The organism is Gemmobacter lanyuensis (genome assembly GCF_014652355.1).
Lineage (GTDB): Bacteria > Pseudomonadota > Alphaproteobacteria > Rhodobacterales > Rhodobacteraceae > Gemmobacter > Gemmobacter lanyuensis.
Map to the genome: position 1 here is coordinate 24,778 of NZ_BMYQ01000001.1, position 24,308 is coordinate 49,085.

Genomic DNA, 24,308 nt, shown 5'->3' on the forward strand with positions numbered 1-24,308 from the left:
GGCAGCGCCCGCAGGGCGCGCGGGGGCAGACAGCCCCCGTCCGACCCCGCCGCCCGCAACCTGCGGCTCAGTCTTCCAGCAAACCCCAGCCGTCCGGCGTGAAGTCGAATTTCAGCGCGATCTCCGTCGCCAGCTGTTCATATTTCCAGATCACGTCGGCGCTGATTTTCAGCGGCCCGATCATCGCGTCCAGAAGCTCGTCCTCGTCATCGCGCGCGGTGCGAAAGCCCTTGGCGGCCAGCGCCTTTTGCAGCCCGTCCCAATTGGCATCCACATCCTCGGGGTAGAACTGATAGGTGATCGTGGCCTCGGCGGGCGCATCTGCGGCAAAGGCCGCGAAGCTGTCATAGGTCTCGGCCTTCTGGGCCTTGTAATCGTGGCTCATCGCATCTCTCCGTTTTCCGTCCTGTTGCCCCAGCCCGCGCCGCCGCGCAAGGCTCAGAGCCCCGCCAACCTCAGGGCCAGCCGTCTTTGCCGCCCCAGCAGCGCCTCAAGGTCCAGCGTCGCCATGCGCCCTTCGCGCACCACGGCCCGGCCTTCGACCCAAAGATCGCGCACCCGCGTCGGGCCGCACAGAACCAGCGCCGCCACCGGGTCCCATGACCCCGCCGCCTCGATCCCGTGCATGTCCCAGATCGCCAGATCCGCGCGCAGTCCCGGCAGGATCTGCCCGCAGTCGTCGCGCCCCAGCACCCGCGCGCCGCCCAGCGTGGCAATCTCCAGCGCCTCCCGCGCGGCCATGGCATCGGCCCCCCGTGCGACGCGCTGCAACAGCAGCGTCTGCCGCGCCTCGGCGATCAGATTGCCTGCATCATTCGAGGCCGATCCATCCACCCCCAGCCCAACCTTCACTCCTGCATCCCGCATCGCCCGCACCGGCGCGATGCCCGATCCCAGACGGCAATTCGAACAGGGGCAATGGGCGACGCCCGTTCCCGACCGCGCAAAAAGTCCGATCTCCTGCCCATCGAGCTTTACGCAATGCGCGTGCCAGACATCCGGGCCGGTCCAGCCCAGATCCTCGGCATATTGGCCGGGGCGGCAGCCGAATTTCGCCAGCGAATAGGCGACATCCTCGTCATTCTCGGCCAGATGGGTATGCAGCATCACGCCCTTGTCGCGCGCCAGAAGCGCGGCATCGCGCATCAGATCACGGCTGACCGAAAAGGGCGAACAGGGCGCAAGACCCACCCGCACCATGGCCCCCGGCGCGGGGTCATGGAAGCGGTCCACCACGCGGATGCAATCCTCCAGAATCGCGGCCTCGCGCTCGACCAGGCTGTCGGGGGGCAGGCCGCCGTCGCTTTCACCAATGCTCATGGCGCCGCGCGTCGGGTGGAAACGCAGGCCCACCTCTTGCGCCGCGGCGATGGTGTCATCAAGCCGCGCCCCGTTTGGAAAGAGGTAGAGATGATCTGAAGTCAGCGAACAGCCCGAGAGCGCCAGCTCGGCCAGCCCCACCTGCGCCGAGACGAACATTTCTTCCGGTCCGAACTGTGCCCAGATCGGATAAAGACAGCGCAGCCAACCGAAAAGCAGCGCATCCTGCCCCCCCGGCACCGCCCGCGTCAGCGTCTGATAAAGGTGGTGGTGCGTGTTCACGAGGCCGGGGGTCACGACACAGCCCGCGGCCTCGATCACCGTGCCGGTCGTCTGCAAGCCTTTCCCCACCGCCGCGATGGTGCCGCCGCGGATCAAAATATCGCCGCCCGCGATCTCGCGCCGGGTGTCATCCATGGTCACGATCGCAGCCGCCCCGCGGATCAAGGTTTCCTGCATGGCAAAGCCCTTTCTGTTCCACTCCCCTTCGGTGGAACCGATGGGCGTGCGACAGAAGGGGCAAGGACTCGCACCGCCACGCGCAAGCTAGCAGCCTTGGCGGCGGTGCGGCAAGGGGTGGGCCTCAGCCCGCCAGCACCGCGCGCGCGGCGGCATGCACCTCGGGCGAGGAGGCCGCAAGAACGCGGCCCCCCTGCGGGCAGGGCGCGCCGGTCCAGTCTGTCATCAGCCCGCCTGCGGCCTCGATCACCGCGATGGGCGCCTGCACGTCATAGGCCTGCAGGCCCGCTTCGACCACCAGATCGATATGGCCCGCTGCCAGCAGGGCATAGGCATAGCAATCGGTGCCATAGCGCGTCAGGCGGCATTGCTTGGCCAGCCGGTGGAAGGCCGCGCCTTCTTCGGCGGTGCCGACTTCGGGGAAGGTGGACATGATGATGCAATCCGACAGCGGCCGCGGCGCCCGGGTCTTGAGCGCGCGCGACCAATGCGGGCCGGTCATCCCGGCGCGGCCAAAGCCGCCCTCGAACCTTTCGCCGATATAGGGCTGGTCGATCAGGCCGAAGATCGGTCCGGTCTCATCGGCAACGGAAATCAGCACGCCCCAGGTGGGCGTGCCGCAGAGATAGGACCGCGTGCCATCGATCGGGTCCAGCACCCAGGTCAGGCCGCTTTCACCGGCCTGACGGCCCATTTCTTCCCCGAGGATCCCGTCCTGCGGGCGGCGGCGGGCAAGGATTTCGCGCATGCGCTGTTCCGACAGGCGGTCGGCCACGGTCACCGGATCGAAGCGGTCGGTTTCCTTGGTATCGGCGGTCAGCCCCGCGGTGCGGAAATGTTCCAGCGTGGCACTGCGCGCAGCATCGGCCAGTTCATGCGCCACAGCGATGAGTTCCGCGCGAACCTGTTCGGAAAGTGCTGCCATTTCTGCCCCCTCATGGTCTTGCCTGCCTGCCCTGACACAGGGCTAAGGCGCGGGGGGCGGGGGGTCAAGGGGCTTGGCCCGTACGAAGTGTGGGGCCGCAAGGCGGGCGGGCGGCCTTCTGTCCGCCCGTCAGACATATGTCATATGCCCGCGCCAGGGTCTTGATCGACCGGCGGCTTTCAGGCGGCGTCGCTCAGCACGCGGGCCAGATCGAACAGGCGGCGGCGCTGCGCTTCGGGGATGGCATAGTAGGACCGGACCAGCTCCAGCGCCTCTTTGTCCGCAAGAATATCTCCCTCGACCGGGGTGGGCGCTTCGCGTTTTTCGTCGATGCCTTCAAAGAAGAACCCGATGTTCACGCCCAGCGTTTCCGCAATGTCCCACAGACGCGAGGCGCTGACGCGGTTCATGCCGGTTTCGTATTTCTGGATCTGCTGGAACTTGATCCCCACGCGGTCGGCAAGTTGCTGCTGGGTCATGCCCACCATCCAGCGACGGTGCCGGATCCGCTTGCCCACATGGGCATCCACGGGGTGCTTCATCTTCATACTCCCTTTCCGAAGGCCGAAATCGACGTGGCCGGTAAACGCAGCCTCAGGATGTAAGACTAGGCCGAGTTTCACCTGTTTTCCACGAACCGTTTGATCAAAGAACCTGTCTTTTTGGTCAGTATTGCTATTCCCCCGGACAAATAGGTGGTTTTTCTTGCTTTTTCTTGTCCGAAGGTGGGAATTCAGAACGAATTTTCTCCCATAATGCTGCCTCTAGTTGTATGGATGCACAAAAAATGTGCAAATTGCAACCGCGACTTTTACGGGGCTGGACAGCAGAGTCGCCCGCACGCATGGTCCCGCACAATGCACCTTCCATGCCGCAGATGAGAGCCGAGATGAAGACTTTTCAGGTTGCCGCCCTTGGACAAGCCCCCGCATTCCGCGACGTCCCCGACCCCGTTCCCGGCCCCGGTGAACTTGTGGTGGAAGTTGCAGCCTGCGGTTTGAATTTCGCGGATTTGCTGATGATTGAAGGCAAATATCAGGATACGCCGCAACCGCCTTTCACTTTGGGGATGGAGATCGCGGGCCGGGTGCGTGCTGTTGGGCCGGGGGTCTTGGGGTTTCAGCCGGGCGACCGGATCGCGGCCTTTTGCGGGCAGGGCGGGCTTGCCGAACTGGCCGTCGTCGCAGCGCACCGTTGCCTGCATCTGCCCGCGCAGATCGACATGGTGGTCGGTGCGGCCTTCCCGATTGCCTATGGCACCTCGCATCTGGCGCTGGATCACAAGGCCCGGTTGCAACCGGGCGAGACGCTCTTTGTCACCGGGGCTGCGGGGGGCGTGGGGTTGACGGCGGTGGAAATCGGCAAGCGGATGGGCGCGCGGGTCATCGCCTCGGCGCGCGGGGCCGAAAAGCTCGCGGTGGCCAAGGCCGCCGGGGCCGATCACCTGATCGACAGCGATGCCCCCGATCTGCGCCAGACGCTGAAGGATCTGGGCGGGGTGGATGTGGTCTATGACAGTGTGGGCGGCCCGGCCTTCCACGATGCCCTGCGCGCCACCCGCCCCGAAGGCCGCCTGCTGGCCATAGGATTTGCCGGGGGCGAGGTGCCCCAGGTGCCGGCGAACCTGCTGCTGGTCAAGAACCTTTCGGTCATGGGGCTGTACTGGGGCGGCTATCTGCGCTTCCGCCCCGCCGTTCTGATCGAAAGCCTGGCCACCCTTGCCGGCTGGATCGCCGAGGGCAGCCTGACCCCGCATGTCAGCTACACCTTCCCCCTGGCAGAGGCCGCAGAGGCGCTGGCCTGCCTGCGCGAGCGTCGCTCCACTGGCAAGGTGGTGGTGACAGTCTGACGGGCCTAGAGCGGCGCGCAGGCGGCCTTCAGCCAGTCCTGCGTCGCCGCATCGAGCAACGGGCCGATCTTGGCCAGAACCTCAGCATGATAGGCGTCGATCCAGACGCGTTCCCCGGGGGCGAGCATCGCGGTCACGATCAGACGGCGGTCAAACGGGGCGAAGGTCAGTGTCTCAAAGCAGAGCTGCGCGCGGTTATCGCCCAGCGGCGGTGCCTCGGTCACGACGATCAGGTTTTCCAGTCTGATGCCAAAGGCCCCCTCGCGGTAATAGCCCGGCTCGTTCGACAGGATCATGCCCGGCTGCAGCGGCACATCCGACAGGCGCGACAGGCGCTGGGGCCCTTCATGCACCGACAGGAAGGCCCCCACGCCATGCCCCGTGCCATGGTCATAATCGAGGCCTGCCATCCACAGCGGTGCGCGGGCCAGCGCATCCAGATCACGCCCCGCCAGCCCCTTGGGAAAGCGGCACCGCGAAATGGCGATCAGCCCCTGCAGCACACGGGTATAACACGCCCGCGCCTCGTCCCCGGGATCGCCAAGGGGCAGGGTGCGGGTGATATCGGTCGTGCCGTCGCGGTATTGCGCCCCGCTATCGACCAGCAGCAAGGTATCCTGCCCCAGCGGGCGGTTCGTCTCTTCGGTCACGCGGTAATGGATGATGGCGCCATGTGGCCCCGCCCCGCAGATCGTATCAAAGCTGAGATCATGGAGCGCATTGGTCGCCCGCCGGAACCCTTCCAGCGCGGTGACGGCGTCGATCTCGGTCAGGGGGCGGGTCGGATGAGTCTCGTCCAGCCAGCGCAGGAACTGTACCACCGCCGCCCCGTCGCGCAGATGGGCGGTGCGGGTGGCGACAATCTCGGCGGGGGTCTTGCAGGCCTTGGGCAGACGGCAGGGATCATCCCCCGTCTGCACGGCGATGCCCGCGCCCTCCAGCAGCTGCCAGATCGCCAGCGGGGCCGTGGCACGGTCCACCAGCACCGGCCCGGTCAGGGCGCGTAGCGCCGCCTCGAGCGCGGCCGGGGGCTGCAGATCGACCTCATCCCCCAGATGGGCGCGGGTCGCGGCGTCGAATTTCGCAGGATCGGCAAAAAGCGTGACGCGCGCGTCGTCGGACAGCAGGGCAAAGCCATGCAGCACCGGGTTGCGCGGCACATCGGCGCCCCGGATGTTCAACAGCCAGCACAGGCTGTCGGGCAGGGTGATCACGGCCGCCCGCACCCCCGCCTTCCGCAAACCCGCGGCGAGGGCGGCGCGCTTCTCCGCGCTGCTTTGCCCGGCCATATCGTCAGGATGGGCAAAGGCACGGCCCTGCGGCGGGGGGGGCTGGTCGGGCCAGATCGCATCCACCAGATTGGCACAGGCGCGCAGGGTGACACCGCTGCCCGACAGCGCAGCCTCCAGCCGGGCGATTTCGTCGGCGGTATGCAGCCAGGGATCAAACCCCACGACCCCCGCGCCCAGATGTTGGGCAATCCACGGGCCGGGCTGGGTTTCGGGCCAGGGCACCGGCGTATAGGCGGCAAGGTCCACCTGCGCGCGCACCTGAACCCGGTAACGCCCATCGATGAAAACACCCGCAATCCCGGGCAGAACCACCGCAAAGCCCGCCGATCCGGTGAACCCCGTCAGCCAGGACAGCCGTTCATCCCGCACGGCGACATACTCGCCCTGATGGGCGTCGGCGCGCGGCACCAGAAACCCCTGCAGCCCGGCCTCGGCCATGGCCACCCGGAGCCGTGCAAGCCGCGGCCCCCCCTGCGTCGGGTCCGCTCCGGCGGCAAAGCTCTGGAACATGGCGTCCTCCTGTCAGGTCAGCCCGTCTTGCGCATCCCCAGCGCGCGGGCGCGCTTGCGCGGATCGGCGTCAAAAAGCCCGGCCAGCTGTTCGGTCATCGCCCCGGCCAACTGTTCGACATCGGTGATGGTGACGGCACGCTGGTAATAGCGCGTCACGTCATGGCCGATGCCGATGGCCAGCAATTCCACCTGCTTGCGCTTTTCGACCATGGCGATCACGTCGCGTAGATGCTTTTCGAGAAAGCTTGCCGGGTTCACCGACAAGGTGGAATCATCGACCGGCGCGCCATCGGAAATCACCATCAGGATCTTGCGCGCCTCTTTGCGCATCGCAAGCCGGCGATGCGCCCATTCCAGCGCCTCGCCATCGATGTTTTCCTTCAGCAGGCCTTCCTTCATCATCAGACCCAGATTGGCCCGCGCCCGCCGCCAGGGCGCATCGGCGCCCTTGTAGATGATGTGACGCAGGTCATTCAGCCGCCCCGGCTGCTGCGGCCGCCCCGACCCGAGCCATTTTTCGCGGCTCTGACCGCCCTTCCAGGCACGGGTGGTAAAGCCCAGAATCTCAACCTTCACGCTGCAGCGTTCCAGCGTGCGTGCCAGAACATCGGCACAGATCGCCGCAATGGAAATCGGCCGCCCGCGCATGGAGCCGGAATTATCGAGCAGAAGCGTCACGCAGGTATCGCGGAACTCGGTATCCTTTTCCTGCTTGAAAGACAGGGGGGTCGTGGGGTTCGCCACCACCCGCGCCAAGCGCCCGGCATCCAGCGTGCCTTCCTCCAGATCAAACAGCCAGCTCCGGTTCTGCTGGGCCTGCAGACGGCGCTGCAGCTTGTTGGCCAGTCGTGAAACTGCGCCCTTCAGCGGCTCCAGCTGCTGGTCCAGATAGGCGCGCAGCCGCTCCAGCTCCGCCGCCTCGGCCAGATCCTCGGCATGGATTTCCTCGTCGAATTCCGAGGTATAGACGGTGTAGTTCGGGTCGGCATCGGAATAGGGGGCAGGCGGCGGCGGCTCAAGCGGCGGCTCGCCCTCGGGCATCTCCGTCTCGTCCATCTCCTCCATATCGGTGTCATCCGACATGGAGACTTGGGCCTGCGCCTGATCCTGCTGCTGATCCTGCGAGCGTTCGGGATCGGCCTCGGCCTCCTGTTCCTGCTCCGAGGATTCTTCGCCGTCCGACTCGGGGCTTTCCTCGTCCTGCGCCTCGTCCTCGGCGTCCTGATCCTCGTCCTGCGCGTCCGGATCCTCGCCCAGCTGATCGCCATAGCCGAGATCCGCAATCACCTTGCGTGTCAGCCGCGCAAAGGCCGCCTGATCCGCCAGACTGTCTTGCAAGCCTTCCAGCGTGCCCCCGGCCTGCTCCTCGATGAAACCACGCCAGAGGTTCATCACATTCTCCGCCGCCCGCGGCAAAGGCTGCCCCGTCGCCAGATGGCGCACCAGATAGCCCGCCGCCACCGGCAAAGGCGCATCCGCACTGTTGGTGATCTGGGCATAGCCCTTGCGCTCGGCCTCAAGCCCCAGTTTGTGGGCGATGTTCACTGCCGTGCCCGGCATGGCCCGTGCGCCCAGAGCCTCGGCCCGCGCGGTTTCCATGGCATCATAGATGTCCCGCGCAAGCCCGGTCGGCGGCGCGTAGCGGGCGGCGATCCCCTCATCATGATGACGCCGCCGCAACGCAAATGCATCGGCCGTCCCACGGGCGAGCATCACCTCATCCCGCGTCATGCGGCGGCTTACCTGCGGCAGGCGCACGCCGTCCTTGGTCATGCCCGCCGGATCGACGGAGAAGCTTACCGTCATTTCCGGATCATCGGCCATGGTCTTGGTGGCCTCGGCCAACGCCTTCTTGAACGGATCGGCGGGGTTATCGGTCGGTTTGGTCATGTCACGCGCGCTCCGTGTCAGGATTTGCCGCCAAGGGCGGGGGGCTGTCTGCCCCCCGCGCTTCCCTTCGGGAAGCTCCCCCCGAGGATATTTAGGGACAGAAAATGCACGAAAGCCGGCCTCATTTTCTGTCTTCAAATATCCTCAGGGGGGGTGAGGCCGCAGGCCGAGGGGGGCGCGAGCGCCCCCCTTCTTGGGGTCACTTCATTGCCATCGAGGCGGCGCTTTCGGGCAGTTCTTCGCCAAAGCAGCGTTGATAGAATTCGGCCACGGTCTGACGTTCCAGTTCGTCACATTTATTCAGGAACGAGAGGCGGAAGGCGTAGCCCACATTGCGGAAGATTTCTGCGTTCTGGGCCCAATTCAGCACCGTGCGCGGGGACATGACCGTCGAGAGATCGCCGTTCATGAAGGCGGTGCGGGTGAGATCGGCCACGGTGACCATTTGCGAAATGGTCTTACGGCCTTTCTCGGTGTTGTAATGGGCGTTCTTGGCCAGCACGATCGCGGCCTCGGCATCGTGGCTGAGGTAGTTCAGCGTGGCCACGAGGCTCCAGCGGTCCATCTGGGCCTGGTTGATCTGCTGGGTGCCGTGATAAAGGCCGGTCGTATCCCCCAGACCCACGGTATTCGCAGTCGCGAAGAGGCGGAAGGACGGGTGGGGGGTGATGATCTCGTTCTGGTCGAGCAGCGTGAGCTTGCCGTCATGTTCCAGCACGCGCTGGATCACGAACATCACGTCGGCGCGGCCGGCATCGTATTCGTCGAACACGATCGCCACCGGGTTCTTCAGCGCCCAGGGCAGGATACCGGGGTGGAATTCGGTGACCTGCTTGCCGTCCTTGAGCTTGATGGCATCCTTCCCGATCAGGTCGATCCGGCTGATGTGGCTGTCGAGGTTCACGCGCACGCAGGGCCAGTTCAGCCGGGCGGCGACCTGTTCGATATGGGTCGATTTGCCCGTGCCGTGATAGCCTTGGATCATCACCCGGCGATTGTAGGCAAAGCCTGCCAGAATGGCGAGCGTGGTATCGGGATCGAATTTATAGGTCGGGTCGATTTCCGGGACACGGTCGGTGCGGTCGGCAAAGCCCTTGACCTTCATGTCGGTATCGATGCCGAAGACATCCCGGACAGAGATTTCTTCGGTGGGTTTCGCAACTTGATCGAGCATTCCGTCCGCCATCACATCGGGCGCCCGTCCTGCGGGCGCGGTTCTTGCACAGGTTTTGTGGAACATATTGCGGGGGGCCGCAAGGGGAAGGGCTGTGCCCGACACAAAGCGCCCGGTCGCGACGTCAGTGCCTGATTGGTGTTGAAAATATTTGCGGGCCCGGCGGGGTGCCGTTATCGCTGAGGAGGAAAGACGTGTCATTCAAACAGGTTCTTCGTGCATGTCTCTGCCCGTCGCACCGCTGACTGCGCAGGTTGCGGACCAGATCGGCCGCATTCTTGACGGCGTCCCGGGGGAAAAGGACTTGCTGGCTGCCTTGCGCTTGCTGGCGAAATGGCGCTGCATGCGGCTGGAAGCCGAGGTCGAGCGTCGCAGTGGCCGCGACCTTGTGGCCGGGCCCTTCGCGGGCATGTCCTATGTGGTGCGCGCTTCGGAAGGCGCGCGGATCCCCCGCATGCTGGGGGTTTACGAGGCAAGCCTTGCCCCCGTGATCGAAGAGATCGTGGCGCGGGACTATGCCACGGTTCTCGATATCGGCTCGGCCGAGGGGTATTACGCGGTGGGTCTTGCCCGGCGGATGCCGGGGGCGCGGGTGTTGGCGCGGGATGGAGATCCGCGGGCGCGGGCGCTTTGCGCGGCGCTGGCCACGGCCAATGGCGTGGCCGCGCGGGTCGAGATCGGTGGGATCATCGATCATGCGGACCTCGCGCTCTGTGCCCTGGCGCCGACGGTGGTGATCTGCGACATCGAAGGGGCCGAGGTCGAGCTTCTGGACCCGGTCGGCGCCCCTGCCTTGCTTGCGGCCGATCTGTTGGTCGAGGTGCATGAAGGGATGCGTCCCGGTGCGCTTGCGCTGCTGCAGGAGCGCTTTGCGCGAAGCCATAACATTCTGCGGATCGATCGCCGTTTGGACGATTCGGTCCTGGGGGGATGGTATGAAGGTTTGTCCGATCTCGACCGGCTTTTGATGATCTGGGAATGGCGATCTTCGCCCACCCCGTGGCTATGGATGACCCGCCGATGACCCAGCGACAGCGCAATGCTGCCATTTATTTCGCCTCGGACGGGTATGATCCGGCCGGACGCGGTATCAACGGGCGCCGGGTTGCCGGTGAAAGCTTCCTGCGCGGGTTCCTTCGCCATGCTGATGTTGCTGAATTCGTCCCGCTGACGCCGCGGTCTGAAGATCAGGCGCTGTTTGCCCGCATCGCCGCCGAGGAACGGCCGCGCGTGGCGGTGCGCCCGGTGCCGATGCGCCATGTGCAGCAGATGGCGCCGCTGGGCACGCTGTTCTACCCAAGCCCGAACTTTGCTGCCGAAACCTGGCGGCGCGCGCCCTTTGGGCAGGCCGCCTGGTCGATCTGCGGGATCACGCATACCATTTCGACCAAGGGCGTGATGCAGGGCTTTCATGATCTGCGCATGGCGCCGCAGGCAGAGTGGGATGCGGTGATCTGCACCTCGCGGGCGGTGCTTGCCGCCGTGCTGCATCAGTTCGAGTTGATCGATGCCCATGCAACGATGCGGTTTGGCGCCCCGCCCCCGGCCCGACCGCAGACGCCGGTCATTCCGCTTGGCGTGAATTGCGCGGCCTTCGCGCCGAATGCCGCAGCGGGGCAGGGATTGCGGCAACGGCTGGGCATCGGGCCGGACGATGTGGTCTTTGCCACCATTGCGCGGCTCAGCCCGCATGAAAAATTCGATCCGCTGCCGCTGTATATCGCGCTGGCGGCGGCGCAGGCGCAGATGCCGCCCGGGTGCCGGGTGCATCTGGTGCTCTGCGGGATCTTTCGGGAACAGTATTCGCGCGGCGTTTTCGAAAAGGGCGCGACGGGCCTGATGCCCGCCGTTGGCTTCCATCTTCTGGACGGGGCAGATCCGGCAGAGCGCAAGGCGGTGCTGTCGGGCGCGGATGTCTTTGTCTTTGCCATCGACAACATTCAGGAAACCTTTGGCCTTGCCCCGATCGAGGCCATGGCCGCCGGTCTGCCCTGCCTTGTCTCCGACTGGGACGGGCTGCGTGATACCGTGACCGCCGATGTGGGCATTCGCGTGCCCACCCGCACCCTCGCCCCCCGCCATGCCGAACAGGAAAGCTTTCGCCATCTCACCGGGGTGGACAGCTACGCGCAGTATTGCGCGCTCGCCTCGGCCATGACCGAGATCGACCTGCCCGCCCTGACCGAGGCCATCGTGGCGCTGGCCGTCGATCCGGGTCTTCGGGCGCGGATGGGGCAGGCCGCGCAGGCGCGGGCGCGCAACGTTTATGACTGGGCAAACGTGATCCCGCAGATGCAGGATCTGTGGGCGGAACTCGCCCTTCGCCGCCACACCGCACAGGCCCGGGCGGAAGCGGCCATCCCGCGCGCCGCGCTGCCAGTGGCGCCTTCTCCCTTTGCGATGTTCGGCGCCTATCCGACCCGGCAGGGCGGGCTTGATGAGGGCCGCTTTGTCGCGGCCGATCTGACCGGGCGGCCGGGGATAGCCGAGACCTTTGCGCTGCGCAATTATGCGGGCCTTGGCCGGGCCCCCGAGCGGGCCGAGACCTTGGCGCTGGTACAGGCCCGTGTGGCGGCAGCAGGGGCGCTAGGGCTCGATCTGGCCGAGATTGACGCGCAGACGGGAATTTCCGGCATCACGCTGGACCGCGCGGTGATCTGGCTGCTGAAATACGGGTTCCTGCGCCAGATCTGACCGAGGTCAGTCGCGGAAATAGCGGCTTTCGCGGATCTGTTCCCAAGCCCAGACCACCTCTTGCAGGCGGGATTCGTCATCGCGGTTCCCGCCGTTCATATCCGGGTGAAGATCCTTCACCAAGCTTTTGTATTGCTTGCGGATTTCGGTGCGCGTCCAGGTATCGCGCGCATCGAGGATTTCCAGCGCCTTGCGTTCGGTCGAGGGCAGCTTGCGCGTGACATTGCTTTGCACCTTGCCGGGGTTCTGCGTGGCCTTTTCCCCCAGGATCGCGATCGGATCATTCACGCCCAGACGCTGCCAGGCACGGCCGTCATCCTTCTGGCTGAAGGGCTTGGTTTCCCGTTCCCAGACCCGGGCCTTGTCGAGGAACTTCTGGAATTCCTCATCCGAGGTGCCGTTGAAGAAATTCCATTTCAGATTGTATTCGCGGACGTGATCCTTGCAGAACCAGAAGAACTCATCCAGCAGGTCGGGCGATTTCGGCGCACGATACAGCCCCGATTCCGAACAGCCCGGAAACTCGCAGCTCTTTTGCGAGGTTTCAAAGGCACCGGACATGCCCCTGCGCCCGGTCTTGCGGCGTTTCTTGTCAGAGGACACGCGGATGTCAAATTCGAACGGGGGTTTCTGCATGGGGTAGGGCCTTTCCGACTCGGAGGCGAGAGTTTAGGTCATTGCGCGGCAACGTGAAGGGGGAAGGCGTCAAAATGACTGTGAAAGATGAAATTCACGCCCGCCTTGTGGCGGCGTTTTCGCCCGAGGTTCTGGAAATTCAGGATGACAGTGAAAAGCATCGCGGCCATGGCGGCTGGCGCGAAGGCGGCGAGACGCATTTCAATGTGCTGATCCGCGCCCCGCAGCTGGCCGCGATGACGCGGGTGGCGCGGCATCGGGCGGTGCATCAGGCGTTGGGGGATCTGACGGTGCGCATTCACGCGCTGGCGCTGGATATCGGCTGATCCCCGTCACGCGCAGAGGGCGGGTGCCTCCGGCGGGGATATTTGAACCAAGATGAAAGGGGGCGCCGGTGTACGGTGTCCGGGGCCCCCGTTCGGAAACTACTGGGCCTTCGCCTCTTGCCGGCGGCGGTGCAGCACCGGTTCGGTATAGCCCGAGGGTTGCACGCGCCCTTCAAAGACCAGGTCACAGGCGGCCTTGAAGGCGGGGCCGTCAAAGCCGGGCGCCATGGGGCAATAGGCAGCATCTCCCGCGTTCTGCCGGTCCACCACCGCCGCCATCTTCCGCATCGCGGCCATGACCTGATCGGACTGGATGACGCCGTGATGCAGCCAGTTCGCCAGCGCCTGGCTGGAAATCCGGCAGGTGGCGCGGTCTTCCATCAGGCCGATGTCGTGGATGTCGGGCACCTTGGAACAGCCCACGCCCTGATCCACCCAACGCACCACATAGCCAAGAATGCCCTGGGCGTTGTTCTCGATCTCGGACTGGATCTCTTCGGCAGACCAGTTCACCCCCTGCGCGACCGGAAGGGTCAGCAGGTCGCGCAGCGTGCCGCGCGGGCCACCGGCGGCGATTTCGGCCTGACGGGCCAGCACATCGACCTGATGGTAATGCGTGGCATGCAGCGTGGCCGCGGTGGGCGAGGGCACCCAGGCGCAATTCGCCCCAGCACGGGGATGGGCGATCTTCTGCTCCAGCATCGCGCCCATCAGATCGGGCGCGGCCCACATGCCCTTGCCGATCTGCGCGCGCCCCTGCAGGCCGCAGGCCAGACCGATATCGACATTGCGGTCCTCATAGCTCTTGATCCAGGCGGCGGCCTTCATGTCGCCCTTGCGGATCATCGGGCCTGCCTCCATCGAGGTATGGATTTCGTCCCCCGTGCGATCGAGGAAGCCCGTATTGATGAAGGCCACGCGCGCCTTGGCCGCGCGGATGCATTCCTTCAGGTTGACCGAGGTGCGGCGTTCCTCATCCATGATGCCGAGCTTCACGGTATTGCGTGGCAGGCCCAGCGTGTCTTCGACTGCATCGAAGATTTCAACCGCGAAGGCCACCTCTTCGGGGCCGTGCATCTTGGGCTTCACCACATAGACCGATCCAGCGACCGAATTGCGCGCGCCTTCGGTTTTCGACAGATCATGCATCGCGCAGAGCGTGGTGACGAAAGCATCCATCAGCCCTTCGCCGATCTCGCGCCCTTCGGCGTCCAGAATGGCGGGGTTGGTCATCAGATGCCCCACATTCCGCACCAGCATGAGCGAGCGGCCCTTGAGCGTGACGGGGCGGCCATCCGGCCCGGTGACGGTCAGGTCGGGCGACAGGCGGCGGGTGAAGCTGCGCCCGGCCTTCTGCACCTCTTCCGTCAGATCGCCGCGCATCAGGCCCAGCCAATTGCCATAGGCCACGACCTTGTCCTCGGCATCGACGGCGGCAATGCTGTCTTCGCAATCCATGATCGCGGACATGGCGCTTTCAAGACGGACATCGGCGATATGGGCCGGATCGCTGCTGCCAATCTGCGAACTAGCATCAATGCGGATCTCGATATGCAGCCCGTGGTGGCGCAGCATGATGGCGGTTGGCGCCTCGGCCGTGCCCTGATGGCCGACAAGCGTGGCCCCTTCGGCCAGCCCGATGGCGCCTTGGGCCGTGGTGGCGACCAGCGCGCCGTCGCGGATGGCCAGTGCGGTCACGCCCCGCCAACTGGCACCTGCAAGCGGCACGGCCTGGTCGAGGAAGCCACGCGCCCAATCGATCACCCTTGCGCCGCGGGCGGCATCATAGCCACCGCCGGTCGGCAGATCGCCCATCGCATCGGTGCCATAGAGCGCGTCGTAAAGGCTGCCCCAGCGCGCATTCGCCGCGTTCAGCGCATAGCGGGCGTTCATCACCGGAACCACCAGCTGCGGGCCGGGGATCTGGGCAATTTCGGGGTCAACCCCTTGGGTTTCCACCTGAAAATCCGGGCCATCCGGCACGATATAGCCAATCTCGCGCAGGAACCCTTCATAGGCTTCGGCATCGAAGGGATGGCCGCGACGGGCCTTGTGCCAATCGTCGATCTGCTTTTGCAGCGCGGCGCGGCGATCAAGCAGGCTGCGGTTCTTCGGCCCGAGGCGCGTCACGGCCTCGGACAGGCCCTGCCAGAAGTGATCCGCCGCAACCCCGGTGCCCGGCAGGGCGCGGGTTTCGACAAAGTCGACGAGGCGCTGATCCACCTGCAATCCGTGTTTCGTGATGCGGTCGGGCATGGCGATCTCCTCTGGGTCCGGGTTGGCGCGAGGATGCGGAAAAATGCCCCGCCGCGCAACCGGCGAGGCGGCTTCATTCTTCGGCATCCAATGAAAACACCTGAAGGATTTCAGGATAGATCGGGGTCAGAGATCCAGGCTCAGCTGCCCCGGCGCGCTGGCGCTGCGGCGACGCGGGGGGGCCGTGCGGGCCGGGGCGCGGCTCGCATGTTTCTTGACGATCCCCGCCTGCACCTGCGCGAAATCCTGTGTCCGGCGCAGCGCGAAGATGCGGTCCCGCGCCTCGCGCGCGGTGATGGTCAGATCGACCACGGGTTCGGGGTAGCGCCGCCCCAAAAGACCCTGCGCCCCTGGCCATCTCCACGGTTCCTGCAGAAAGGCATCGGGCACGGAGGCAAGCTCGGGCACCCAGCGTCGGGTGAAAGCGCCGGTCGGATCCTGATCATGGCCCTGTTTCACCGGGTTGTAGATGCGCGGCGTGTTGATGCCGGTCACCCCCGATTGCATCTGCACCTGAGGCCAGTGGATGCCGGGTTCATAATCGGTAAAGCGCCGCGCGAGGATGGCGCCCGTATCGCGCCAGTCGAGCCAGAGGTGATAGGACCCCGTCGCCATCACCATGGCCCGCATGCGGAAATTCAGCCAGCCGGTGGCGCGCAGATAGCGCAGGCAGGCGTCAAGGAAGGGGAACCCGGTCTGCCCGGCCTCCCAGGCGGCAAGACGGCTGGCGTCGGTTTCGCGCAGGCGATCGGCGGCGCGGTGCAGGGCGCTGCGCTCGATCTGCGGATCATCCTCCAGCTTTTGCATGAAATGGTCACGCCAGGCGAGGCGCGACTGAAAACTGCGCAGGCTGCCCCCCCATTGCGGGCCGGGCCGTTCGGCCTGCCGGGCGGCGGTGGCTTGCACGACCTCGCGCAGGCTGAGGCTGCCAAAGGTGATATGAGGCGACAGGCGCGAACAGGCGCGTTCCCCCGCAAGGGGCGAGGCCATGGCCGCGCGATAGGGCGCGCCGCGGGTGGTCAGGAAACTGTCGAGCGTCGCCAACCCCAGCGTCCGGCCGCCGTTCTGCCGGTGGGGGCAGGGGTCTTCGGCCAGACCCAACGCACGGGCGCCGGGGATCTGGCCGGGTTCGACATCGGGCACCGGGCGCAGGGTTTCGGGCTGGACTTGCGGGGCCGCCATGAACCGGTCCCGTGCCGCAGCCCAGCCATCGCGGCTGGGCAGGCGCCGCGTCACGCCACATTGCGGGATCTCGCGCCAGCGCAGCCCCGTCTGCCGCGCCCAGGCGGCGACCCGCAGGTCGCGGGCATAGGTCCAGAGATTGCCAGTCTCCTCATGGCTGACCATCTCGCTGATACCATGCGCGCGGACCAGCCGGTCCAGCACCGTGACCGCATCCCCCACCCGCACGACCAGCGGCAGACCCACCGACGCGAGGTCGGCGCGCAGATCCTGCAGACATTCCGCCACAAAGGCCCATTGCCGGGCCGAACTGTCAGGCAGGCGCCAGTAGTCCGGTTCCACAACATAGACCGGCAGCACAGCCCCGAGCGAGCCCGCCAGCGCAAGGGCAGGGTGATCGTTCAGCCGCAGATCGCGTTTGAGCCAGACAAGAACATTCATAGAACATCTATCTAGCATGCGCGGCAGATTCGTAAAGACCCCACCGTCGCGCCTGCGGTTGTCGTCAGGCGGTCAGATCAGGCCGATCTCTTCCCCCAGGACCACGGCCTGCGTGCGGTTCTTGGCCCCGATCTTTCGAAAGATGGATCGGATATGCATTTTTACCGTCGCTTCGGCCTCTTCGATTTCGGCCGCGATTTCCTTGTTCAGCATGCCGGACCGGATCATGGTCAGGATGCGGATCTCTTTATCTGAAAGTTTTCCGCCATTTTTGACAGGTGCAGAGGCTTGGCCGAGGATCGGGAAGATGCGCGTGGGAATGAAAACCTCGCCTGCGACCATGAATTTCAGCGCACTGACGAAGGACCGCAGCGGCATGGATTTCAGGATTACCCCGGCAAAACCTGCATCAATACAAGACAAAATCGCGTTGCGTTCCACCTCGGATGCGATCACGGCGATCTTGATTTCGGGGTAAGCCGCAGGAAGGTGGGAGACGAGCGCGGCCGACTTGGACGTGAACCGATCAAAACCTATCAAAATGATATTTGGATTGATCTCTTCGACGCGGATGGGGATGTGAGAAATGGTTTCAGCGGTGCTGATGTGCAGATCACCCGACCCGCTGAACTGGGCCTCCAGCAGATCTACAAGGATTTGATTTTCATCAACGATAAGCGCGTTGGTCGGCTGTCGCGCCGCAAGCCAGGAGGCTGATGGATCGGAGGGGAGACTGGTATTCTGGGGATGCATGGCCGCCATTCACTCGATGTTTTGATCTTGTGGTATCATCGAATAACTCGCATTCTGATCAACTATCAATTTGACAGAAGTCAGGTATCTAACCAATTCTTTTGGGCAAATGGTCGGTATCGTTTGGGGCTGAGGCGCTGACGTTCCGGTCGGAGAGCTTGGCAAGCTTCACCCAAGATCTATGCATCTTCGCAAAGGCAGCGTTAACTTTCTTGGGCTTTCAACTTTAAAACTGTCACATTTCTGGTCGTTTTCACCAATCTGTGTCGCTTTTATAGGGAATGATTGGTCCCTGTTGGGTTACGTAGGGTTTTTACATGCAATCGGTTGTTGGCTTTTCTGGCCCGTCCAGTCGAGCTCATCCCAAAGTATGTGTTCATTTTCCAAAGATCTGAAAACGTCTGTTTCGACTTTGGTGGAAAATATCCTGATCCTTATGGAATGATCCAATGATCCGCAGGCGGTGTCTGCGGTGATGCTTGTCAATAGATATTTTTACTAAATGATCCGAATTCGAAATAACGCGATTAAGTGGCGGTAATCGCTTTATTTTTGAACAGGTAAGATGTCATGGCAAAAACCTCTGCATTGATCCCGATCCTCGTCTCTTCGACGGCCTTGCTTGCGGGATGCGTGCCAGCGCCCCAGGCCCCCTATGAGGCCGGGGTGACGCCGGTCTATTGCGTCAAGGCGGCCCCGGGATATGTGATCTCGCAGGATAAATGGGACCCCAATCTCATTCCTTGCCCGCCTGCGAAACATCCGGTCGTATCGCCGGCTTCGGCCGTGGCGGGAGACGGGAGCAGCGGCGATGATCCGGGCAATCTTGATCCGGATCCGAGCGGCGACGACCAGAACCCGGATGACGATCCCGACGGGCAGGACGACGGCCATCACCATGATGACCATCACGATGACCCCCACACCGGCGGGGGCAGCGCTTCGGCTTCGGCCGGGGATGGCTCGGCCTCGTCTTCGGCCACCAGCGGGTCGGGCGGTGCGGCTTCGGCCTCGGCTTCGGACGGGGCAGCAAGCTCGAGCGCGGCCAGCGATGACGGCGGGGCTGCGGCAGGCGGCGCCTCTGATGGGGCAGCGACCTCTTCCGCCGCTGGCGATGAGGGTGGTGCGGCTGCGGGCGGCGCTTCGGAAGGATCGAGCAGCTCTTCCGCCGCAGGTGGCGGTGGCGCGGCTTCGGCTTCGGCGTCGAACGGGTCCAGCTCTGCTTCGGTTTCGGGGGGCAACTGATGCAACGCCTCGGGGGGTGGTTGATGGCGGCGGGGCTTTTGGCCCTGTCGGCCGGGGGGGCCGCAGCACAGAACTACGGCTCGTCGGGTCAATCCTGGTCCAGCAGCTATGGCTTCACCTCGGCTGCCGATCGCAGCCTGCGCCTTCAACAGGCGCAGGTGCTGCGCACGGTTGAGGGCAATGCCGACCCCTCGACCGTCTACAACACCGAAACCTATTACGACAACCGCACCGGCTATATCGAAACCAATGCCCAAGGATCGGTGACCGGCGCGCAGCAGATCGGTGACCAGATCGGTCAGCAAACCTATTCGGTGGGTTCGCTGAACACGGGCAGCAATACGATTGAGGTGCATGGCAACAACAACACCGTGGATTCCGTCAATTCGGCGGAAACCAACGGCTGTGTCGATGGCTCGATCCGCGAGGCCGATACCACGGTTTATGGTTCGGCCACCGCGAATGCCGATGGCACCACCTCCAACGCCGGCCAACCGTCGATCCTCCGCGATGAGACGACTGTGGCCTCGGCCTGTCAGTGATCGGAGAAAACGTGGGATTCGCGCGCCTGTCCGGCCTGTCTCTCTGCTTGGCGCTTGGCGCCTGCGTCGGCATGCCGTCGGGCACGACCACGCCCACGACGGAGGATGCGCCCCTGGCGAAGGGGCCGCCGATCCGTGATATCGTTACCGAATTCGATGAGGCGCTATCTTGCATGAACGGTGCGCTGCCCGACAGCGTGACCTTTGCGGTGGGCCAGATCGCCGACAACACCGGCAAGGAACAATATGCCGATGGCGGCACCGGCAAGCTGGTGACGCAGGGGGCTGGTGACATCGTGCAATCGGCGCTGTTCCGGGCCGGGCTGACGGTGGTGAACCGCCGCGATCCCAATATCATTCTGGCGGAAAACAATTGGGGCATTCGCAACGTCAAGCTGCAGCGCCCGGCGGATCTCTATATCTCGGGGTCGATCACCAGCCTCGATTACATACCGGGCGGGGGGGCGCAGCTTGAAATTGCGGGTGTCGGCCCACGCTATCGGCAGACGCGGATTCTGATCGGGCTCGATCTGGCGCTGACGGCCGCGCATAGCGGCGAGGTGGTGGCAAACGTGCCGCTGCAAAAGCAGATCTACGCCGAGGAGATGGGCTTTTCCTCGGGCCGTTTCTTCGGTGAGACGCTGGTGTCGCTGGATGCCGGCGGGATGGAGCGCGAGGCCCTGCATTTCGCCCTGCGCCAGATGCTGAGCTACGCAACCTATGACCTGCTGGCTCAGATTGCGCCCGAAGGCAAGGCGAACGCCTGCGGGGCCAAGATCAGCACCTTTGATGCGGTCAAAAGCGGGACGGCAGGAAAGCGTTCGGCGGTAATCGCCGAGGTGGAGACCGCAGCCAAAGAGGCCGCGAAACAACCGGCGCAAATGCCGCAGGGTGCGGCCCCCGGCGGGGCGCCACGCCCGCAGGCCGCCGTCGCCCCCGCGCCGGGCGCACCGGCCAAGCCCATGTCTGACGAGGCGCGCAAGCTGGCCAATTCGGCCACGTCTTATGCCGCGCGGGCCATCGCCTCGGCCGATGCCGTGGTGGCGGCCAAGACCGGACCCGAGGCCGAGGCCGCGGCATCCGAGGCGGTGCGCTACATGACCCTGGCCATCCAGGCGCTGCGGGCCGGTGCGGCCGCAGGTCTGAGCGGACCCGAGGGCGACGCCGCAGCCACGGTCGTGGAACAGGCCATCACTGCGACCGAGGCCGCGCAGAAGATGGCTGCCGAAAAGGCGGGCAAGGCACCCGGAGCGGAGGCACCCCCCGTTCCTGATGACGCCGCCCCCCAAACCCCGGCCGCATCTCCGGCCGCCCCTGTCAACCCCGCAACGGGCGACAGCAAGGTGCTTGGGGGGGCTGCCCCCTGATGCACCGAATTCGACAGATCATTCAGGATTCCAGTCGTTTGCAGGTTTCTGACGACGGAAAGACCGGCCCCTCTTTCAAGCCGGAAAATGTGTGCCTGCCCGAGGGATGCAGGCATGAAAAAAAAGGGAAGTAACATGAAAAAGCTCCTTGCGACCACCGCTCTTGCCATCGTTGCGATGTCGGGCGCGGCTTCGGCCCAGTCGGTTCTGGAACGCGTTCTGGACAGCATCAACACCACCAACATGCTGCCCGTGACCGGCACCTTCGCCAACATCGCCGAGAACGTTGCCGTGACGAACCCGGACGGGACCGCGATCCTGAACACCATCGACGGTTCGATCACCAACACCATGAACGGCATCAGCGAAGCGACCGCCGCCGTGGGTTCGGACGTTCTGGCCTTTGAAGAAGTCACCGTGGATATCGGCGATCTGTCGACCACCGTTCTGGGCGCGGTCAACACCGGCGACATCACCCTGGGCGTGAACCAGGACGTGTCGGAAGCCATCTCGGGCACCTCGTCGGCCGTCTCCGCCTCGATCAACCAGCTGGGTGGCGTCACCGACCAGACCGCTCTGGTCCTGAACGTGGCCTCGAACGCGACCAGCGTCGTGGGTTCGGTCGAGAACAGCTTCACCTCGCTCAATGGCTCGATCGGCAACGTGGGCACCACGGTTCTGGGCGCCGTCAACACCGGCACCATCACCTCGGGCATCAATGCTGCTGTGACCGGCGTTCAGTCGGGCATCGTCGGCACCAACTGATGATCTGACGCGGGCGAAGGGAAAACTTCCCTTCGCCACCTCCGGCCTTGGGCCGGGGGCGTCGGATTTTTCTTCGACAAGGAACATGTCATGAAAACTTTGCTTGCTTCTACGGCACTGGCGCTGGTCGCCATGTCGGGTGCGGCTTCGGCACAATCCGTTCTGGAACGTGTGCTGACCAGCATCAACGACACCAACAGCAACATGAAGCCGGTGACGGGCACCTTCGCCAACATCGCCGAAAACATCGCTGTTCTGGGCCCGACCGAGGTCACCCAGTACAACAACGGTGAAGGCGGCATCCTGACCCAGGCCGAATACGAAGCCCTGGTCGCTGCCAACCAGGCGGCTGCGACGGCTGCTGGTACCACCGCCGCCAATGCCGCGACGGCCCTGTTCCAGGATTGGGACGGTGATGGCCCGGCCGGCGCGACTTGGTCGACCGACAGCGGGGCGACCACCTTTGCCAGCGAAGCGGCCGCTCTGGCTGCGGTTTCGACGGCGGCATACAACACCTACATGGCGACTGCTTCGTCGACCGCTTATGACCCCGAAGTCGTCACGGTCGGCAACAGCCAGATCCTGAACGCCATCGACGGTTCGATCACCAACACGATGACCGGGATCCAGGAAGCAACGGCTGACGTGGGTTCGGTCTATGCCTTCGACGAAGTCACCGTCGATATCGGCGATCTGTCGACCACCGTTCTGGGCGCGGTCAACACCGGCGACATCACCCTGGGCGTGAACCAGGACGTGTCCGAGGCCATCTCGGGCACTTCTTCGGCCGTGTCCTCGTCGATCCGTCAGCTGGGCGGCGTGACCGACCAGACCGCCCTTGTGCTGAACGTGGCCTCGAACGCCACCGACGTCATCGGCTCGGTCAACAACTCGTTCGAGTCGCTCAACGGCTCGATCGGCAACGTGAGCACCACGGTTCTGGGCGCCGTCAACACCGGCACCATCACCTCGGGCATCAACGCTGCTGTGACCGGCGTTCAGTCGGGCATCGTCGGCACCAACTGATCTGCCGCAATCTGACACACGTCGGGGGCCCGCCCGGGCCCCCGGCAATCAAAGGGACACCGCATGGCCCGACGCCCGATCCATCGCCTTCCGGAACGCCTGATCCAAGCGTTCTGTGCCGGTGCCTTCCTGATCGGGGGGGTGCTGCAACCGGGCGTGGCATGCGCACAATCCATTCTGGACCGTGTCCTGCACGATCTTGACCGCCGTGCCCCCGACACAGCCGGGCCCGAGCTGTTCCTGAACATGGCCGAACACAGCGCCGTGCAGGATGAGGGCGGGTCGATCCTGAACCGGGTGGACGGCTCGGTACGACTTTTCGGCGAGGCGCCCGATCTGGCGGCCGGGGCCGCTGCATTTGCGCCGGGTCCTGCGCCCGCAGTCCAGGTCGTGGTGCCGAACATGGGGGCTGTGTCCGGCCATGCACAGGTGGCGACCGTCGTGGCGGCGTCGAACAATACCGGCATCATCGATGTTGCGCGCGAAGGTGCGGCCCGGATCGGCGGCTATTCTGCCACGCTGGGCAACATTGCCAGCACCGGCACGGATGTGCTGGGCGCGATCCTGCAGGTCGGGCAGGGCGGAGCCGAGGCGCTGCAAGGCAAGATGGCGACCTCTTCCATCGGGAGCGTGAACACCGGTGGGATCACGATCCGGATCAATGACATTCTGCAGGGGGTGCGGCAATGAGACGTGTCTGCCATCCCCTCCGGCCCGCGCCGATCATCTCCCTGACGCTCGGCATGGCCACAGGTCTTTGGCCCGGGGGGGCCGCGGCGATGACGACGCTGCAACGCGTGCTTGCCGCGCTGGATGCGATGGGGGCCTCGCCGGTGGCAGGGCTGTTTGCCAATATCGCGGCCAGCACCGCCCCGGTGGTGGAACAGGTGGGGCGCCGCCTGGTGGCGGGGGATGCGGTGATCATCGGCTATGATGCCCTGGGTGATCCGGTGCGCGCCACCGCCACGGCAGAGGGGGTGATGGTCAGCGAAAGTACCGCCTCCGGCCTTGCCTCGGGTCTTGCGGCCGGGCTCTATCCGCCGGGAAGTGCCCTCTATTCGGTGCCGCCCGGCGGGCAGCTTTCCCTGTTCCAGGAGGCACAGGATCAGCGCGATCTGGCCCTTGCGACCGAACTTGTCATGACCCGGATCGACGGCTCTGTGACCAATATCATCACGGGCATCGTGCCGCCGGAACTGGCCGCGGTCTATGCCGTGCAGCAGGGCCCGGACATCGGGCTGGTGCTGGGCGAGGTGCAATCCACCGTCATCGGATCCGTCAATACCGGCGAGATCGTGACCCATCTGGATGTAACGGCATCCCTGGGGCAGGTGGGCGGCGGGATCGACCTTGCCATGTCGGAAATCGCGGTGGGTGCCAATCAGGCGCTTGATCGGGCGGCAACCGCCAATGCCATGGCGCAGCACTTTGAGAACCGCGCCCTTGGCGGCGCACCCGATCTGCGCGCGGTGATGGTGAACCTTGCGGGCAATGCACAGACCGTGACAGGCGCTGTCACCACCATCGTCCAAAGCCAGAGCGTCGCCATCGGCGACAGCGTGACCACCGTGATCGGTGCCGTCAATGCGGGGGTGATCGGCATTGCGCCGACGCCCCGCTGAACCCTTTCCACCGTCAATTTGCGGATTGAGAC

Annotated in this window: 22 protein-coding genes; 11 read left to right on the plus strand and 11 right to left on the minus strand. The window is 64.8% G+C overall.

What is annotated here, in order from left to right:
* Positions 1-67 precede the first annotated feature (67 nt).
* From IE101_RS00140 to IE101_RS00155, 4 genes are all read right to left on the minus strand, one after another.
* Positions 68-385 (minus strand): hypothetical protein, encoded by a 318-nt coding sequence (locus tag IE101_RS00140; protein ID WP_189631786.1) that lies wholly within the window; start codon positions 383-385, stop codon positions 68-70.
* Positions 386-438: 53 nt separating this feature from the next.
* Entirely contained in the window at positions 439-1,779 is a 1,341-nt protein-coding gene (locus IE101_RS00145) for an 8-oxoguanine deaminase (protein ID WP_189631787.1), read from the minus strand.
* A gap of 124 nt (positions 1,780-1,903) precedes the next feature.
* Positions 1,904-2,704 (minus strand): inositol monophosphatase family protein, encoded by an 801-nt coding sequence (locus IE101_RS00150; protein WP_189631788.1) that lies wholly within the window; start codon positions 2,702-2,704, stop codon positions 1,904-1,906.
* Between the two features lie 179 nt (positions 2,705-2,883).
* Entirely contained in the window at positions 2,884-3,246 is a 363-nt protein-coding gene (locus IE101_RS00155) for a helix-turn-helix domain-containing protein (RefSeq protein WP_189631789.1), read from the minus strand.
* A gap of 347 nt (positions 3,247-3,593) precedes the next feature.
* On the opposite strand from IE101_RS00155, the gene IE101_RS00160 reads away from it, so the two are divergent.
* Positions 3,594-4,553 (plus strand): NADPH:quinone oxidoreductase family protein, encoded by a 960-nt coding sequence (locus tag IE101_RS00160; RefSeq protein WP_189631790.1) that lies wholly within the window; start codon positions 3,594-3,596, stop codon positions 4,551-4,553.
* 5 nt (positions 4,554-4,558) lie between these two features.
* Here the strand turns inward: IE101_RS00160 and IE101_RS00165 are convergent, their stop codons facing one another.
* The 3 genes from IE101_RS00165 to cobS all read right to left on the minus strand — a co-directional run bounded on the left by IE101_RS00165 (position 4,559) and on the right by cobS (position 9,433).
* A complete protein-coding gene (locus tag IE101_RS00165; RefSeq protein WP_189631791.1) occupies positions 4,559-6,355 on the minus strand; it encodes an aminopeptidase P family protein in 1,797 nt (598 codons plus the stop codon).
* Between the two features lie 17 nt (positions 6,356-6,372).
* On the minus strand, positions 6,373-8,247 hold the full coding sequence (gene cobT, locus IE101_RS00170; protein ID WP_189631792.1) for a cobaltochelatase subunit CobT: 1,875 nt from the start codon (positions 8,245-8,247) through the stop codon (positions 6,373-6,375).
* A gap of 199 nt (positions 8,248-8,446) precedes the next feature.
* Positions 8,447-9,433: a cobaltochelatase subunit CobS gene (gene cobS, locus IE101_RS00175; protein ID WP_189631793.1), complete on the minus strand. Its 987-nt coding sequence runs from the start codon at positions 9,431-9,433 to the stop codon at positions 8,447-8,449.
* 208 nt (positions 9,434-9,641) lie between these two features.
* Here cobS and IE101_RS00180 point away from each other — a divergent pair, with 208 nt between their 5' ends.
* Positions 9,642-10,445 (plus strand): class I SAM-dependent methyltransferase, encoded by an 804-nt coding sequence (locus IE101_RS00180; RefSeq protein WP_189631794.1) that lies wholly within the window; start codon positions 9,642-9,644, stop codon positions 10,443-10,445.
* Positions 10,400-12,115 (plus strand): glycosyltransferase family 4 protein, encoded by a 1,716-nt coding sequence (locus IE101_RS00185; RefSeq protein WP_189631795.1) that lies wholly within the window; start codon positions 10,400-10,402, stop codon positions 12,113-12,115. The genes IE101_RS00180 and IE101_RS00185 overlap by 46 nt, the downstream gene beginning before the upstream one ends.
* 6 nt (positions 12,116-12,121) lie before the next feature.
* On the opposite strand, the gene IE101_RS00190 is transcribed toward IE101_RS00185, so the two are convergent.
* Positions 12,122-12,751 (minus strand): J domain-containing protein, encoded by a 630-nt coding sequence (locus IE101_RS00190; protein WP_189631796.1) that lies wholly within the window; start codon positions 12,749-12,751, stop codon positions 12,122-12,124.
* Positions 12,752-12,825: 74 nt separating this feature from the next.
* Between IE101_RS00190 and IE101_RS00195 the strand changes: the two genes are divergently transcribed.
* Positions 12,826-13,077 carry a BolA family protein gene (locus tag IE101_RS00195; RefSeq protein ID WP_189631797.1) on the plus strand — a complete coding sequence of 84 codons (252 nt, stop codon included), beginning with the start codon at positions 12,826-12,828 and terminating at the stop codon, positions 13,075-13,077.
* A 99-nt stretch (positions 13,078-13,176) separates the two neighbouring features.
* Here IE101_RS00195 and IE101_RS00200 read toward each other — a convergent pair whose 3' ends face one another.
* The 3 genes from IE101_RS00200 to IE101_RS00210 form a co-directional block, all read right to left on the minus strand.
* Complete coding sequence (locus IE101_RS00200) at positions 13,177-15,333, minus strand: malate synthase G (RefSeq protein WP_189631798.1); 2,157 nt, start codon at positions 15,331-15,333, stop codon at positions 13,177-13,179.
* Positions 15,334-15,459: 126 nt separating this feature from the next.
* Positions 15,460-16,956 carry an FAD-binding domain-containing protein gene (locus IE101_RS00205; protein ID WP_189631799.1) on the minus strand — a complete coding sequence of 499 codons (1,497 nt, stop codon included), beginning with the start codon at positions 16,954-16,956 and terminating at the stop codon, positions 15,460-15,462.
* A 72-nt stretch (positions 16,957-17,028) separates the two neighbouring features.
* Complete coding sequence (locus IE101_RS00210; protein ID WP_189631800.1) at positions 17,029-17,718, minus strand: response regulator transcription factor; 690 nt, start codon at positions 17,716-17,718, stop codon at positions 17,029-17,031.
* A gap of 561 nt (positions 17,719-18,279) precedes the next feature.
* Between IE101_RS00210 and IE101_RS00215 the strand changes: the two genes are divergently transcribed.
* The 7 genes from IE101_RS00215 to IE101_RS00245 all read left to right on the plus strand — a co-directional run bounded on the left by IE101_RS00215 (position 18,280) and on the right by IE101_RS00245 (position 24,276).
* Positions 18,280-18,954, plus strand: coding sequence for a hypothetical protein (locus IE101_RS00215; protein WP_189631801.1), 675 nt, complete (start codon positions 18,280-18,282; stop codon positions 18,952-18,954).
* Positions 18,954-19,496: a hypothetical protein gene (locus IE101_RS00220; RefSeq protein ID WP_189631802.1), complete on the plus strand. Its 543-nt coding sequence runs from the start codon at positions 18,954-18,956 to the stop codon at positions 19,494-19,496. The genes IE101_RS00215 and IE101_RS00220 overlap by 1 nt, the downstream gene beginning before the upstream one ends.
* An 11-nt stretch (positions 19,497-19,507) precedes the next feature.
* A complete protein-coding gene (locus IE101_RS00225) occupies positions 19,508-20,863 on the plus strand; it encodes a CsgG/HfaB family protein (RefSeq protein ID WP_189631803.1) in 1,356 nt (451 codons plus the stop codon).
* Between the two features lie 135 nt (positions 20,864-20,998).
* Complete coding sequence (locus tag IE101_RS00230; protein WP_189631804.1) at positions 20,999-21,628, plus strand: hypothetical protein; 630 nt, start codon at positions 20,999-21,001, stop codon at positions 21,626-21,628.
* Between the two features lie 90 nt (positions 21,629-21,718).
* Positions 21,719-22,654, plus strand: coding sequence for a hypothetical protein (locus IE101_RS00235; protein ID WP_189631805.1), 936 nt, complete (start codon positions 21,719-21,721; stop codon positions 22,652-22,654).
* A 63-nt stretch (positions 22,655-22,717) separates the two neighbouring features.
* Positions 22,718-23,344 (plus strand): hypothetical protein, encoded by a 627-nt coding sequence (locus tag IE101_RS00240; protein WP_189631806.1) that lies wholly within the window; start codon positions 22,718-22,720, stop codon positions 23,342-23,344.
* Entirely contained in the window at positions 23,341-24,276 is a 936-nt protein-coding gene (locus IE101_RS00245; protein WP_189631807.1) for a hypothetical protein, read from the plus strand. The genes IE101_RS00240 and IE101_RS00245 overlap by 4 nt, the downstream gene beginning before the upstream one ends.
* Positions 24,277-24,308: the final 32 nt, after the last annotated feature.